Here is a 13,663-nt window from a genome sequence, read left to right on the forward strand (position 1 = left end):
GAGGCGGAGGGGGCTTCGCCGTTCGCCGGGTCAGGACCGGCATCTTGTAGGAACCTCCCCCTCCGGGCCACGATGCCCGCATGAAGGGTGATCTTTTTGCGAGCGAGTACCTGGTGCAGCCCGCCGTCGCGCCGGGCATGACCGTTCAGAACGCCAAGTCGATCCGGTATGTGATCGACGGCGAAATGCTGGCTCGGCAGGGGGCGATGGTCGCCTACCGGGGGAATCTGACGTTCGAGCGGAAGGGCCAGGGCGTCGGCGGCATGCTGAAGCGCGCCGTCACCGGGGAGGGGCTACCGGTGATGAAGGTGCGTGGACAGGGCGAGGCCTGGTTCGCACAAGAGGCGCAGAACGTGTTCGTCGTGGACATCGAGCCCGGCGACGTGTTCACCGTCAACGGCCGCAACGTCCTCTGCTTCGACCCCACGCTGTCGTACGAGATCAAGACGGTGAAGGGCGCCGGGATCAGCGGCGGCGGGCTGTTCAACAGTGTCTTCACCGGCCACGGCCGGCTCGGGCTCGTCTGTGAGGGCAATCCGCTGGTGCTGCCGGTGTCGCCGCAGCAGCCCGTGTACGTGGACACGGACGCGGTCGTCGGCTGGTCCGCCGGTCTGCGTACCTCACTGCACCGCTCGCAGTCGCTCGGCTCGATGATCCGCGGCGGGTCCGGGGAAGCGGTGCAACTCATGCTGGAGGGCGAGGGGTTCGTGGTCGTACGCCCCAGCGAGGCGACCCCGCAGAAGCCGCAGCAGCACTAGGACCCTGCTGACGGACCTTACCGGCGAGTCTCGATGCCACGCGGGGCGCGCGGGCGGCTCTGCGTCACGCACCCTGCCGGGCACTGGGGAGGGCCGGCAGGACGTGGGCCAGGAGGAAGTCGAGGAAGAGGTCGGGCCGCTTGTAGGAGGCGAAGTGGCCGGCGTCCTCGATCAGGGTGAACTCCTTGACCGGCGCCTGCACGTCGTCGAAGAAGGCGCGGGCGCGTTCCGGTGTGTTCACCAGGTCGCAGGCCCCCTGGACGACGAAGAACGGGACGTCGAACCGGGTGCCGTCCGCCCAGTCGTCGAGAGAAGCGGTGGCCGGCAGTACGGCCGCGGAGACCATGAAGCTCTTGAAGAAGGTGCCGATCTCGCGCAGGGAATGCAGCGGCGAGTACCACAGCGACTTCATCACCACGGACTTCATCGCGGCGAAGGCGTGCGGGTCGGTGGCGGAGGCGAAGCGGTTGAAGTGGCTGAACTGCTCGGCGTTCCAGGACCGCTGGTCGGGGCCCATCTCGCGTACGGCGGCCAGTTCCTTCTTCTTGCCTGCCTTCTCCAGCCGGTCCAGCGCGGCGTAGTAGTCGGAGGTGTCCCGGCCGCCGTCGAAGATCTTCTGGTCGGTCCCTATGTACGCGTCGACCAGGTCGGGGCGGCTGCGCGCCATGCGCATCGCCACGGCACTACCGAAGGAGCATCCCAGCAGGACGACCCGTTGCACACCGAGGCGCTCCCTTACGTGGTCCACCACTTCGACGGCGTCCCGCAGCAGCCGCTCGAACGTCATCTCGCCCTGGCCCTCGGCGCCCGAGTGGCGCAGGGTCTTTCCGGTGCCGCGCATGTCCCAGCGCACCAGGGTGACGTGCCGCTCCCAGTCGCGGGAGACATTGGCCAGGACCGAGTTGGACGAGCCGGGCCCGCCGTGCAGCTCCACCACGACCGGGTTGGCGCGGTCCTCGCCGCGGACGCAGAGCCACTGGTCGAGCCCGCCGATCCGGGTGAAGTACCGCTCGTCGATGCCCTGGTCGGCGGTGATGCGCAGACGGCCGGCGTTGCCGGAACGGACGACCGCACGGCGTGCGAGGAGGCCGGCCACAGGCGCGGCGACGGCGACGGCTGCGGCGGCGGCGGCGGGAATCACGGTGCCAAGCATGGAGACCTCCAGAAGCTACGGTTATGGATCCAGTAACTGTGTACGTGATACGCCGTTCATTGTTGTGTATGTTATACGCAGTTGTTGGGCGGATGGCAACACCCAAGGTGGCCCGTCCGCGGAAAGGAGGCCGGGACCGTGGCGGCGAACAAGGAGAACAACCGGGATCCGGGTGCCAGCCTCGCGCTGCTGTGGGGCGAGGGGGACAGTCGTCCGCGACGGGGCCCGAAGCCGAAGTTCACACCCGCCCAAGTGGCCCGAACCGGCGTCGAGGTCGCCGACACCGAAGGACTGGAGTCACTCTCCATGCAACGGGTGGCCGAGCTGCTCGGGGTCACCACGATGGCCCTCTACCGCTACGTCCCCGGCAAACCCGACCTCATCGACCTGATGGTCGACACCGTGCTCAGCGACCCGCCCGACCTCGACCGTGTCCCGGGCGGCTGGCGCCCCCGCCTCGAAGCCTGGGCCCGCGCATGCCGGCACGTCTACCGCGCCCACCCCTGGATCCTGACCGCGACGGGCCTACGACGCCACGCGATGGGCCCGCACCAGGTGGCCTGGCTGGATGCGGCGCTTGCCGCCCTCGAACCGACAGGGCTCAGTGCCCGCCACCGCCACGACGCCGCCATCCTCGTCCTGAGCCTGGTTCGCAACCTCACCCAGGAGGCGCTCGACTCCACCGAGGCGGGCGACGAGGAGTGGAACCGACTGACCACTCACCAACTCACGGTGCACGCAGACCGGTTCCCCGCCCTCACCCGGGCCGTCGCCGAAGGTGCCTTCACCCCCACCGACGACGACCCCCTCACCTTCGGCCTCACCTGCGTACTCGACGGCATCCAGGGGCTCGTGGAGCGCGCCGACCGCGACCAGCACCTCGTTCAGCAGCCCCCCAAACCCCACGAGGCTTGATCATCCACACCCGCGGCGGTACTGGCCTGCGCCGAAGGCCGGTGACCGGCCGCCGCTGCGGCCTCGCCGCCTGCGCCCGGCCCCGGCTGGGCGAGGTCAGCCCAGCACCGGGCGGGACCGCAGCACCACCGGAGCGGCGATCGCTCAGACGATCAGGACCCGGCGCCCGCGCGTGTGGCCCGCATGGCTGTCGACGTGTGCCGCCGCGGCCTCGGACAGTGTGTACGACTTCTCGACCGGGATGTGCAGCATGCCCCGCGAGATGAGGTCCACGGCCTCGGCGAGGGCCTCCGGCACGCTCCCGGCCGTGCCCGAGAACCGGACCCCGAACTGGGGCGCGCCCAGGTCGGCGATGGAGATCACCTTCCGCGGGTCCCCGGTCAGTTCGACGAGTTCGCGGATCACACCCGAACCGGCCAGGTCGAGCGCCGCGTCGACCCGGCCGAGCCGCCGCACCCGCTCGACCCAGCCCTCGCCGTACGTCGTGGCGTGGGCGCCCAGGTCGCGCAGGTAGTCCTGGTTCGCGGCACCGGCCGTACCGATCACCTTGATGCCCCGGTCGCGGGCGATCTGCAGCACCGCGGAGCCCACTCCCCCGGACGCGCCGCTGACCAGCAGCGTCTGGCCCGGCCGGACATCAACCTCGCGGATGAGGCGCAGCGCGGTCTCCACCACGGACGGGTAGCCCGCGGCCTCTTCGAACGTCAGCCCCTCGGGCATGCGGGCCCAGGCCGACAGCACGGCGAACTCGGCGTAGGTGTCGGCTCCTTCGCCGAACACGCGGTCCCCGACCTCCACCCCTTCGACGCCCTCGCCGACCTCGTCCACCACCCCCGCGGCGTCCAGGCCGACTCCGGAGGGCAGTTCGGTGGGGTGGGCTCCCAGCACCTGCCCTTCGCGGATCCTCCAGTCGACGGGGTTCACACCGGCCGCGCGTACGGCGATGCGTATCCGGCCGGGGCCCGCATGGGGCTCCTCGGCGTCGATGAGGTGCAGCACGTCAGGGCCGCCGAACTCGGCGAAGCTCACTTTTTTCATGTGGCCGACCGTAGCACTAACCGTTAGGATTTCAGGACGGCTAGTTCTTTGGGGTTGTTGTTCTTTTGAATCTGCTAGCGTTCGGGCATGACCGAGCCGCCGTCCGGACGTCGCGAGCGCAAGAAGGCCGCGACCCGCCAGAAGATCGCCGACACCGCCCTACGGCTCTTCCTGGATCGCGGGTACGACGCGGTGGGCATCCGCGACGTGGCCGCCGAGGCCGACGTCGCCGTGACCACGGTCTTCTCCCACTTCGCCTCGAAAGAGGCCCTGGTGTTCGAGCAGGACCAGGACTTCGAGCAGCGCCTGACGCGGGCGGTCACCGACCGCGCGCCGGACGAGCCGCTCATCCCCGCACTGCGCCGCGAGATCGAGGCCCTGGTCCGACACTGCACAGCGGACAGCTCCATCCCGATCTGGCAGATGATCGAGTCCTCGCCGGCCCTGCGGAAGTACGAGGAGTCGATGCGGCTGCGCCACGCGGAGTCGCTGGCCGCGGCCATCGCCGCCGATCCCGGCCTGCCGCACACGGCCACGGCCTGCCGGACGATCGCGCGGTTCGTGATCGACGCGTTCGCGCTGGCCCGCGAGGCGGCCGAGCCGGACTCCGCGCTCGACGAGATCTTCCGGATGGTCGAGGCCGCCTGGGAGGCCGGCCGCCCCGCGACCAAAGCCGACGCCCACGCGGACACGGACACCAACACCGGCGCCGGCGCCGGCGCCGGCCTGAGGGGCCGAAGGGGCCGCCCTAGAAGACGTGCGGCGTCGCGTTCGCGTGTTCCTCCACCGCGATCCGCGCCAGCTTCGTCAGCATCATCCCGTTGCGGACCGCCACCAGGTAGTCCACCGGGAGCCCGTGCATCCGCGTGCCCGGCCCCCTGAGCGGGTGCCAGTCGAGGACGAAGAGGGTGTGCTCGGCCCACGGGATGAGGTTCATCGCGATGCGGGCGGCCCCGAACGGGTCTGCCTTCGCCTCGAGTTCGAGGCGCTGCTCCGGCTCGCAGATCCGGACCGTGCTGGTGTCGTCGAGGGTCAGCGGGCCGAGACCGACCCGCACCTTGAGCGCGGCGCCCACATCCGGCCACGCGGGATCGACGTCGAGCACCTGACGGGTTCCCGTCACCCACTCCCCGTAGCGGTATCCGTCCGAGAGCAGCGCCCAGACCTCGGAGGGTGAGCTCAGGATCAGTCGACGGGTTCTGGCCATGGGTTCCGTCACGCTCCTGTTCCCATGTTCCCAGCGGACACGGATGCCGTATTTCAGGACAAAGTTAACAGCGGGTCCGCCCCCTCGCCCGGGGAGGCGGCCCGCGCCCGGATCCGTCCCGACAGTCGCGTACGCACGAGGGCTCCGCGACAATGTGCGCCATGGCAGCGACGGACGGAATCACCCCCGACGCCGCCCCCGGCGTCCGGCTCTCGTCGGCACGCGGGCGGTGGATCCTCGCGTGTGTGGTGCTGGCGTCCGGCATGGCCATGCTCGACGGGACGGTCGTCAATGTCGCCCTCCCGACCATGGGGCGCGACCTCGGCGCCTCCCTGTCCGCGCTGCAATGGGTCGTCAACGCCTACATGTTGACGCTGTCCGCGCTGCTCCTGTGGGGCGGCGCGATGGGCGACCGGATCGGTCGACGGCGGGCCCTCGTGCTGGGCGTGGCGTGGTTCGCGGTCGCCTCCGCGGCCTGCGGACTCGCCCCGAACGAGGGCACGTTGATCGCGGCGCGGGCACTTCAGGGGGTCGGCGGGGCACTGCTGACTCCCGGTTCGCTGGCGCTGGTGCGGTCGGTGTTCCATCCCGACGACCAGGCCCGCGCGGTGGGCGCCTGGTCGGGTCTCACCGGCGTCGCGGGAGCGCTCGGGCCGTTCCTCGGTGGGTGGCTGATCGATGGGCCCGGGTGGCGGTGGATCTTCCTCATCAATGTGCCGATCGCCGTCCTCGTGCTGGTCATCGCCGTCCGCCACGTCCCCGAGAGCCGGGACGCCGCGGCCTCGGACGCCCCGTTCGACCAGGTCGGCGCCGTACTCGCGGCGGTGTGCCTGGCCGGCGTGAGTTACGCGCTGATCGGGTCGTCGGGCGGCGCGTTCTCCGTGGGGGCCGGCCTCGCCGCGTTCGTCGGTGTCGCCGCGGGGGTCGCCTTCGTGGCCGTGGAGCGGCGGCGGGCCGCGCCGATGCTGCCGCCGTCGCTGTTCCGCTCGCGCCTGTTCAGCGCCGCGAACGGGATGACGCTGTGCCTGTACGCGGGGATCGGCGGCATCCTGTTCATGCTGCCCGTACAGCTCCAAGTCGCCCTGGGGTACGACGCGTTGGAGGCGGGAGTGGCGACGTTGCCGGTGACCGCGCTGATGCTGTTGCTGTCGCCCAGGGCCGGTGATCTGGCGCGCCGGGTGGGGCCGACGCCACCACTGGTCGTGGGCCCCGTCGTCGCCGCGGTCGGGGCGCTGCTCATGTTGCGGATCGGCCCGGGGTCTCCGTACGCGGCCGATGTGCTGCCCGCGGTCGCCGTCCTCGGGCTAGGCATGAGCCTCTTCGTGGCCCCGCTGACGACGACGGTGCTCGCGTCGGTGGAACCGGAGCACGCCGGCCTCGCCAGCGGTGTCAACAACACGGCGGCGCGGGTCGCACAGCTCTTGGTGGTCGCCGCGCTGCCGCTGGCCGTCGGCCTGTCCGGCGATGCGTACACGCGGCCCGAGTCCGTGGACACGTCGTTCCACCGGGCCGCGGCCGGCTGCGCCCTGCTGTTCGTACTGGGCGCCGCGACGGCGGCCCTGTTCATCCGGCCCCGCGCGGTGCGCCCGCGCCTGGAGGACGCACCCCGCCCGCAGTGCCGGTCCCATCTCGGTGTCTCCGCACCGGCGTTGGAACCGGGCGACAAGCAACGCCGGTAGACCGCGCGTCGGCCGGGGCCGCGAATTCGCGTGCGTCCGGCGCCCGACTCTGATGGGATCGTCCGTCGTGAACGATCACTTCCTCAGCACCTCGGACCTGACGGACAGTATGGAGCGGAACCTGGCGGAGCACGCCTGCCATCTGCATCGCGGCATGGGCGGCGCGACCGTCACCGAGGCCGATGACCTCCTGATCGCCGACAGTGGGCTGGACGACGACACCTTCAACATCGTCGCCGCGGCCCGCTTCACGGACGGCACCTCGGCGGCACGTATCGCCGAGACGCAGCGCGCGCTGGCCCGCACCGGCCGCCCGTTCTCCTGGTGGGCCGGTCCCGCCTCCACACCACCGGACCTCGGCGCCCGCCTCTCGGCGGCCGGTCTGCCGGCGGCCGAACGCGAGACCGCGATGTGGGCCGAGCTGGACGACTCCCTCCCGGCGCCCGACGCACCCGGACTGGACATCCAGGCGGTGACCACGCCCGAGCAACTCGCCGACTACGCCGCCGTTCTCGCCGCGAACTGGACCCCGCCCGCCGCCACGGTCCGCCGCTTCTTCGCCCAGGCCGCACCGCAGGCCCTCGCCCCGCACTGCGAGGCCCGTTACCTGGTCGGATATGAGGACGGCCGCCCGGTCTGCTCGGCCGAGGTGTTCCACCACGCGGGGGTCGCCGGGATCTACAACATCAGCACGCTGTCCGCCCACCGCAGACGCGGGTACGGCGGCGCCATGACCCTCGCCGCACTCCACACGGCCCTCGACCGCGGCCACCGCGTCGCGGTCCTGCAAGCGTCCGCCGACGGCGAACCCGTGTACCGCAGGCTGGGGTTCCGCACGTGTGGCGCGTTCACCGAACACGCCGTCAGCCCCTGACCCGGCCCCTCGACACCATCACGGCCCCGGGCGTGGGCGCCGGAGATCCGTGGCCTGTCCCTGCGGCAGTCGGCGGCACTGCCGGGCCCGGCGGGGCCGCCCCGACACCCTGTATCCGGCTGACGTAAGGTTCCTCCCCGCGGCCGCTGCCGCCCCACCCAATGTCAGGGCGCCAGCGGCCGTTGGCACGCCCCCCACCCACCCCACAAAAGCGCGCCGGCACAGCACGGCGCCGTTCTGACGATCCCGGAACGAGGCCCCCACCATGACCGAGACCAGCACCCGACCCGCCCCCGCGGCGGACCTTCCGCCACCCGCCCTGTCGACGAAGCGGCGCCGCTTCCTGACCAAGCTGAGCGTGGTGATCGCGGGCGGCATGTTCATCGACGGGTTCATCCTCGGCAGCACGGGCGTCGTGATGCCGGCGATATCGAAGGACCTCGGCCTGTCGTCCGCCGGCGAGGGGCTGATCGCCGCGGCCGCGCTGCTCGGCATCTTCCTTGGCGGGCCGGTCGGCGGCTATCTGGCCGACCGGTTCGGCCGCAAATCGATGTTCACCATCGACCTCGCCCTGTTCCTGGTCTGCTCCGTGGCCCAGTTCTTCGTGACCGAGGCGTGGCAGCTCGTCGTGGTCCGCCTCGTCATGGGCCTGGCCATCGGCGCCGACTACTCCATCGGCTGGCCACTGCTCGCGGAGTTCGCACCCGCCCGCCTGCGTGGCCGGCTGCTCGCCGTGCAAGAGGTCGCCTGGTACGTCGGCTACCTCATCTCCTACGCGGCCGGCTACGCCCTGATCGCGTACACGTCCGTCAGCTGGACCGTCGTCCTCGGGCTCAGCACCGTCCCGACGGTCATCGTCCTGCTGCTCCGCCTCGGCACGCCCGAGTCGCCGCGCTGGCTGATGAGCAAGGGCAGGACCGAGGAGGCCACCGCCCTGGCCCGCGAGTACCTGGAGGAAGAGGACCAGCGCGACCTCCACACCCCGGCGCCGCGCACCGAGGGAGGCTTCGGCCGGCTGTTCTCCCCCGAGTACCGCAAGGCCACGATCTTCGTCAGCGTCTTCTGGGTCTGCAACGTCACCCCGTACTTCGCCATCGGCGCCTTCGCCCCGACCGTCCTGGAGCACCTCGGCATCAAGGACGGCCTGACCGGCGCGCTGGCGATCAACGGGCTCGTGGTCATCGGCTCGATGGTCTCCGTGCTGCTCATCGAACGCGTCGGGCGGCGCAAGCTGGCCGTTCCGCCGTTCTGGATCTCCACCGTCGCCCTGGTCGTCGTCGCCTTCTTCTCGGGCGCGTCCGCCACCCTGGTCCTCGTCTGCTTCCTCGTGTTCTCCCTGGTCAACGCCGCGTCCACGGCCCTTTCCGGGGTGTATCCGGGTGAGGTGTTCCCCACGGAGATCCGCGGCGCGGGCGTCGGCTTCGCCACCGCGGTCTCCCGCGTCGGCGCCGCGGCCGGCACCTTCCTCCTGCCGCTCTCCGTCGACAGCCTCGGCACGTCCGTGACGATGCTCCTGGCGGCCGCCATCAGCCTGATCGGCGGCATCGTCTCGCACCGCCTGGCCCCCGAGACCAAGGGCCTGACCCTCAGCCAGGCCTGCGCCCCCGCACAGTCGGCCTGAGCCCCACGGACACGCCAGGACCTCGCCGGTTAAGTCTGTTCTGTCCGGTGTTCCAGGCGGTAGCTTTGACTAGAGGTCGCCTGAGGGAGGCTGATGCCATGCCGTGGTACGTCTGGCTGCTTGCCGCCGCGGGTCTTGGCGCCGCGGAGTTCTTGACGCTGACACTCGTCTTCGGGCTGTTCGCGGGCGCGGCCCTGGTGGCGGCGGTGGTCGCCGGCGTGGGCGTCGGCCTGCTCGGCCAACTCGTGGCGCTCGGGGTCACGGCCGCCGCGGGCCTCGTCCTCGTACGGCCTGTCGTGCTGCGCCACCTGGCGCAGTCTCCCCTCATCCTCGACGGCAGCGATGCTTTGATCGGCAAGCGCGCCGAGGTCATGCAGGAGGTCACCGCGACCCGCGGCCTGATCAAGCTGTCCGGTGAGGAATGGTCCGCCCGCACCCTCGACGAGAGCCAGGTGATCCCCGTAGGGGCGCTGGTCGACGTCATGGAGATCGAAGGCGCGACGGCGGTCGTCTACCCGAGAGAACTGCTGCCCTGAACCGCACGGCCGACCATTCAGCAACGGAGGAAGCGTGGACGCAATTGTCATCCCGATTCTGGTGGCGGCCATCGTCGTCATCTTTCTCGTGGCCACCTCCGTGCGGATCGTCCCGCAGGCGCGCCGCTACAACATCGAGCGGTTCGGCCGGTACCGGCGCACCCTGCAGCCCGGGCTGAACCTGGTGCTGCCGGTGGCCGACCGCGTGAACACCAAGCTGGATGTGCGCGAACAGGTCTATTCGTCCGACCCGAGGCCGGTGATCACCGAGGACAACCTCGTGGTGAACATCGACACCGTCCTCTACTACCAGATCACCGACCCCAGGTCGGCGGCCTACGAGGTGGCCGACTACCTGCAGGCGATCGACCAGCTCACCGTGACCACGCTCCGCAACGTCATCGGCAGCATGGATCTGGAGGAGACGCTCACCTCGCGCGAGGAGATCAACACCCGGCTGCGCACCGTCCTCGACGACGCCACCGGCAAGTGGGGCATCCGCGTCAACCGCGTCGAGATCAAGGCCATCGACCCGCCGAACACGATCAAGGAGGCGATGGAGAAGCAGATGCGGGCCGAGCGGGACAAGCGCGCGGCCATCCTGCACGCCGAGGGCGAACGACAGGCCAAGATCCTCACCGCGGAGGGCACGAAGCAGAAGGACATCCTGGAGGCGCAGGGCACGCAGCAGGCCATGATCCTGCGGGCGGACGGCGAGGCCAAGGCCGTGGAGCGCGTCTTCCAGGCCGTTCACCGCAACAACGCCGACCCGAAGATCCTCGCCTATAAGTACCTCGAGACGCTGCCGCACCTGGCGAACAGCGAGAACAACACGTTCTGGGTGATCCCGGGAGAGCTGACGGAGGCGGTCCGCTCCGTCTCCAGCGCCTTCGCCGACCACTCGACGATGGGGCTGCCCAAGAACGTGCAGTCCGAGGAGGCCGGCTCCGACGACGCCACCGCCGACACCGCCGACACCGCCGACGACGCCCCGGAGATCGAGTCGGGTCCGCGGAACACCGCCGCAGCGGCGGCCGACGAGGTCGCCAGGCAGGCCGCCGCCGCGGTGAACAACGCGAAGGCCGAGGCGGAGGCCGCGAGAACGACCCAGACGCCCGGACGGGCGAAGCCGTCCACGGACTGAGCGAGACCAACTCACCCGTTTCAGCGCGTAGTTGAAGTCTCTACGCGGCGATCGACGTGGGACAGGATCCGGCCGATGTCCCACGCGTGGTGGGCCGCGTCGTGGGCATTGTTGCGGGCCACGTCCTCGGCCCGCTGCACCCCGCGGTCGGCATGGTCGAGCTCCACACCCTCCGCCAGCGCGGCGGACACCGAGTCCACCCAGGCATCGGCCGCGCGCCGGAGTGACCACAGCGCGCCGGCGAGGGGAGCGTCGTTGTAGTAGCGGGCCTGCGCCAGAAGGTCCTGGTCATAGCCGGGGACCTGGCGCACGCCGGTCAGCCTCGCCGCGGCAAGACGCTCGGCCCAGTTGCGCAGGTTGTCGGTGACGTGGCTGACGTAGGCCGCGACGTTCCAGGCCAGCTCCGGATGCCCTTCATCGCCCCGGCGCCCCTCCGCCAGTGCCACGTACCGCGCAGGCACGTCTCCGACCTGCGCGATCGCTTCGCGTGGCGTCAACGACCAGTCGAACTCACAGTCCCGGCAAGGATTCCCGTAGCGGCGTGCTCCCCAAAGTTCCATGGGACACCAATCTATCGCCCGCGCGTCGGGCGCTCCTCACCGGTCGCTGTCGGGAGGTGACGCCGGCCACTCCGACAGCACGGGTTCCGCGCGGAGTTCGGGTCCGCGCAGCCTCAGTAGCGCCTCGAACTCCCGCATGCGGCCCGCCTGGTACGGGGCAATGCTCTCGGGGTCGTACTCGTAGAATCCGGTGTGGTCCTGGAGGCCGCGGCGGTGGGTCGCCATGTTGTCCTCGACCACGGCGGGTGCGCGGAACCGGTCGCCGAGCTGGGCGGTGAGGTAGCGGGAGGCGTAGTACAGGATGTCTCCGCCGCCCCAGTCGATGAACTCCAGCGGGCCCAGGATGGAGAAGCGCGTTCCGAGGCCGGCGCGTACGGCGAGGTCGATGTCGGTGGCGGTCGCGACGCCCTCCTCGACCATGCGGGCGGCCTCGTTCATGACGAGGGCCTGGAGCCGGGGCACGATGTAGCCGGCCGCGGGTCCGCACACGACCGGTATCTTGCCGATCCGCCGGAGCAGCCCGGTCATCCGCTCCACCTGCGCGGGGTCGGTACGGTCGCTGCGGCTGACCTCGACGAGGGGCATGAGGTCGGCGGGGTTCAGCCAGTGCGCGTTCAGGACGCGGCTCGGGTCGCCGACGAGGCCGGCGATCTCGGTGACGAGGAAGGTCGACGTGGTCGAGGCGATGACCGCGTCGTCCGCCACGTGTGCGTCGACCCAGGAGAGGATGTCGCGCTTGACGTCGATGACCTCGGGCACGGCCTCGAACACCACGTCGGCGTCGGCGAGTCGGTCTTGTGTCAACTCGCGGTCACATACGTTGAGTTGGGGCGCCCGGCCGTCGATGTCGGCGTCGGTTCGCAGGCGTTCCAGGACCTGCTGCTCGGCCGCCTTCCGGTACGGCGCCCGGTCCTCGTCCGTCTCCTTGACGTCCGCGAGGGTGACGTCCATGCCCGCGGCCAGGAAGGCGCGCGCGATGCCCTGCCCCATGCGCCCGGCGCCGACCACCACCACGTCGATGGGCTGTGTGGCCTCGGTGTGTTCCGTGTCCGTCATGCCGGCAACCCTTCGTGAAGCAGTTTGGTGAGTTCGGGACGGGTGAGCCGGGCCAGGTCGAGGGACTCCAGCGTGCGGCCTTCGGCGTACAGATCCTTGCCGGTGACGGCGGACGCGATGCTCAACAGGCCCTGCGCGACCGGCGTTCGGACGCCGGCCCAGCGTCCGACCGACACCAGGAACGACAGGCCGAGGCGGGTGTCCTCCAGCATGTACCGGTGGTCGAGCAGGTCGATCTTCTCCCGCCAGTCGCCGCTGTCCGTGAGCCGTTCGTGGGCCGCGCGGCCGTACATCCACTCCTCGCCGTCCGTGGCGTAGTGGTCGGCGAGCGGGAAGTGCGGGGCGGCGTACCCGAGCGCCTCGCGGACCGCGATCCGTTCGGCGTCGAGGGCGTCGGTGACCCGGCGGATCGACGGCTGGGTCCCTTCGTTGTGGATGTCCCAGGACGAACTGTGCTCCAGCGGACCGGCGTTCATGAGGATGAGCGGCGGGTGGATCACCGGGCCCGCGTTCATGAGCGCGCCGCTGAGGCTGTCCTCGACCGGCTCGACGGAGGGGTAGGCCTCCCGCAGCACGCGGAACGCGGCGTCGGAGGAGCGGGCCGGGAGGACGCCGGTGGGCAGCCGCGTCGCGTACCCGCTCACCACCACCTCGGACGGTCCGTGCGTACGCGCCAGGTAGGGCAGCGTGCCGGTCTCGGCGAGCGCGACGTCCGCTGTGTTGCCCGCCGCGGCCATCGCCTGGGCGAAGAGCAGCGTGCCGAAGGTGCCCGGCGGCAGGAACACCACCTGGCCGTCCTGGAGCAGCGGCGCCACTCGGGCCGCCAGGTCCTCGTGCACGGTGGCCGGCAGCGGTACGACCACGAGTGCCGCGCCGCGTACGGCTTCCGCGAGGTCCGCTACGGGATGGATGACCCCGGCGCGTGCCGTGTCGCTCACCGGTACGTTCCTGCTGCCGCGATGGTCGCGTACGCCGAGGGCGCCGAGCGCGCGCAGCGCGTCCAGGGCCGTGGTGTCCCGCCGCCACCAGCGCACGGTGTGGCCGTTCTCCGCGAGTTCCGCCGCTGCGGCGAAGCATCCGTGTCCGCCGCCGAGGATGGTGATGTCCATGGGTGGTCCCGTT

At 70.9% G+C, this 13,663-nt stretch carries 13 protein-coding genes and 1 pseudogene; 8 read left to right on the forward strand and 6 right to left on the reverse strand.

The window, feature by feature from the left end; all coding sequences use genetic code 11:
* The first annotated feature begins 80 nt into the window (after nt 1-80).
* On the forward strand, nt 81-758 hold the full coding sequence (locus ACOKM3_RS03250; protein WP_426896674.1) for an AIM24 family protein: 678 nt from the start codon (nt 81-83) through the stop codon (nt 756-758).
* Between the two features lie 64 nt (nt 759-822).
* On the opposite strand, the gene ACOKM3_RS03255 is transcribed toward ACOKM3_RS03250, so the two are convergent.
* Nucleotides 823-1,911 carry an alpha/beta fold hydrolase gene (locus ACOKM3_RS03255; RefSeq protein WP_426896676.1) on the reverse strand — a complete coding sequence of 363 codons (1,089 nt, stop codon included), beginning with the start codon at nt 1,909-1,911 and terminating at the stop codon, nt 823-825.
* 138 nt (nt 1,912-2,049) lie between these two features.
* Here ACOKM3_RS03255 and ACOKM3_RS03260 point away from each other — a divergent pair, with 138 nt between their 5' ends.
* Nucleotides 2,050-2,826 (forward strand): TetR/AcrR family transcriptional regulator, encoded by a 777-nt coding sequence (locus ACOKM3_RS03260; protein WP_426896678.1) that lies wholly within the window; start codon nt 2,050-2,052, stop codon nt 2,824-2,826.
* A gap of 144 nt (nt 2,827-2,970) precedes the next feature.
* Here the strand turns inward: ACOKM3_RS03260 and ACOKM3_RS03265 are convergent, their stop codons facing one another.
* Complete coding sequence (locus ACOKM3_RS03265; protein WP_426896680.1) at nt 2,971-3,864, reverse strand: NADP-dependent oxidoreductase; 894 nt, start codon at nt 3,862-3,864, stop codon at nt 2,971-2,973.
* Between the two features lie 87 nt (nt 3,865-3,951).
* Here ACOKM3_RS03265 and ACOKM3_RS03270 point away from each other — a divergent pair.
* Nucleotides 3,952-4,524, forward strand: a pseudogene (locus ACOKM3_RS03270) (TetR/AcrR family transcriptional regulator); the annotation flags it as partial.
* 88 nt (nt 4,525-4,612) lie between these two features.
* Here the strand turns inward: ACOKM3_RS03270 and ACOKM3_RS03275 are convergent.
* Nucleotides 4,613-5,071: an SRPBCC family protein gene (locus ACOKM3_RS03275; RefSeq protein ID WP_426896682.1), complete on the reverse strand. Its 459-nt coding sequence runs from the start codon at nt 5,069-5,071 to the stop codon at nt 4,613-4,615.
* A 161-nt stretch (nt 5,072-5,232) separates the two neighbouring features.
* Between ACOKM3_RS03275 and ACOKM3_RS03280 the strand changes: the two genes are divergently transcribed.
* The 5 genes from ACOKM3_RS03280 to ACOKM3_RS03300 all read left to right on the forward strand — a co-directional run bounded on the left by ACOKM3_RS03280 (nt 5,233) and on the right by ACOKM3_RS03300 (nt 10,925).
* Nucleotides 5,233-6,750, forward strand: coding sequence for an MFS transporter (locus ACOKM3_RS03280; RefSeq protein WP_426896684.1), 1,518 nt, complete (start codon nt 5,233-5,235; stop codon nt 6,748-6,750).
* Between the two features lie 109 nt (nt 6,751-6,859).
* Nucleotides 6,860-7,624 carry a GNAT family N-acetyltransferase gene (locus ACOKM3_RS03285; protein ID WP_426906688.1) on the forward strand — a complete coding sequence of 255 codons (765 nt, stop codon included), beginning with the start codon at nt 6,860-6,862 and terminating at the stop codon, nt 7,622-7,624.
* 265 nt (nt 7,625-7,889) lie between these two features.
* Nucleotides 7,890-9,245 carry an MFS transporter gene (locus ACOKM3_RS03290; protein WP_426896686.1) on the forward strand — a complete coding sequence of 452 codons (1,356 nt, stop codon included), beginning with the start codon at nt 7,890-7,892 and terminating at the stop codon, nt 9,243-9,245.
* A 98-nt stretch (nt 9,246-9,343) separates the two neighbouring features.
* A complete protein-coding gene (locus ACOKM3_RS03295) occupies nt 9,344-9,781 on the forward strand; it encodes an NfeD family protein (RefSeq protein WP_426896688.1) in 438 nt (145 codons plus the stop codon).
* A gap of 34 nt (nt 9,782-9,815) precedes the next feature.
* Nucleotides 9,816-10,925 carry an SPFH domain-containing protein gene (locus tag ACOKM3_RS03300; protein WP_426896690.1) on the forward strand — a complete coding sequence of 370 codons (1,110 nt, stop codon included), beginning with the start codon at nt 9,816-9,818 and terminating at the stop codon, nt 10,923-10,925.
* 20 nt (nt 10,926-10,945) lie between these two features.
* Here ACOKM3_RS03300 and ACOKM3_RS03305 read toward each other — a convergent pair whose 3' ends face one another.
* From ACOKM3_RS03305 to ACOKM3_RS03315, 3 genes are all read right to left on the reverse strand, one after another.
* On the reverse strand, nt 10,946-11,386 hold the full coding sequence (locus ACOKM3_RS03305; RefSeq protein WP_426896692.1) for a hypothetical protein: 441 nt from the start codon (nt 11,384-11,386) through the stop codon (nt 10,946-10,948).
* A 135-nt stretch (nt 11,387-11,521) separates the two neighbouring features.
* On the reverse strand, nt 11,522-12,541 hold the full coding sequence (locus ACOKM3_RS03310) for a 3-hydroxyacyl-CoA dehydrogenase NAD-binding domain-containing protein (RefSeq protein WP_426896694.1): 1,020 nt from the start codon (nt 12,539-12,541) through the stop codon (nt 11,522-11,524).
* Nucleotides 12,538-13,650: an NAD/NADP-dependent octopine/nopaline dehydrogenase family protein gene (locus ACOKM3_RS03315; RefSeq protein WP_426896696.1), complete on the reverse strand. Its 1,113-nt coding sequence runs from the start codon at nt 13,648-13,650 to the stop codon at nt 12,538-12,540. The genes ACOKM3_RS03310 and ACOKM3_RS03315 overlap by 4 nt, the downstream gene beginning before the upstream one ends.
* Between the last annotated feature and the right edge of the window lie 13 nt (nt 13,651-13,663).

This window comes from Streptomyces nidicola (assembly GCF_050106155.1).
GTDB lineage: Bacteria > Actinomycetota > Actinomycetes > Streptomycetales > Streptomycetaceae > Streptomyces.

Coding starts and splice junctions, on each gene's coding strand:
- ACOKM3_RS03255 (WP_426896676.1), bottom strand. CDS start 1,911: ATGCTTGGCACCGTGATTCCCGCCGCCGCCGCCGCAGCCGTCGCCGTC.
- ACOKM3_RS03250 (WP_426896674.1), top strand. CDS start 81: ATGAAGGGTGATCTTTTTGCGAGCGAGTACCTGGTGCAGCCCGCCGTC.
- ACOKM3_RS03275 (WP_426896682.1), bottom strand. CDS start 5,071: ATGGCCAGAACCCGTCGACTGATCCTGAGCTCACCCTCCGAGGTCTGG.
- ACOKM3_RS03315 (WP_426896696.1), bottom strand. CDS start 13,650: ATGGACATCACCATCCTCGGCGGCGGACACGGATGCTTCGCCGCAGCG.
- ACOKM3_RS03285 (WP_426906688.1), top strand. CDS start 6,860: ATGGAGCGGAACCTGGCGGAGCACGCCTGCCATCTGCATCGCGGCATG.
- ACOKM3_RS03280 (WP_426896684.1), top strand. CDS start 5,233: ATGGCAGCGACGGACGGAATCACCCCCGACGCCGCCCCCGGCGTCCGG.
- ACOKM3_RS03310 (WP_426896694.1), bottom strand. CDS start 12,541: ATGACGGACACGGAACACACCGAGGCCACACAGCCCATCGACGTGGTG.
- ACOKM3_RS03295 (WP_426896688.1), top strand. CDS start 9,344: ATGCCGTGGTACGTCTGGCTGCTTGCCGCCGCGGGTCTTGGCGCCGCG.
- ACOKM3_RS03265 (WP_426896680.1), bottom strand. CDS start 3,864: ATGAAAAAAGTGAGCTTCGCCGAGTTCGGCGGCCCTGACGTGCTGCAC.
- ACOKM3_RS03290 (WP_426896686.1), top strand. CDS start 7,890: ATGACCGAGACCAGCACCCGACCCGCCCCCGCGGCGGACCTTCCGCCA.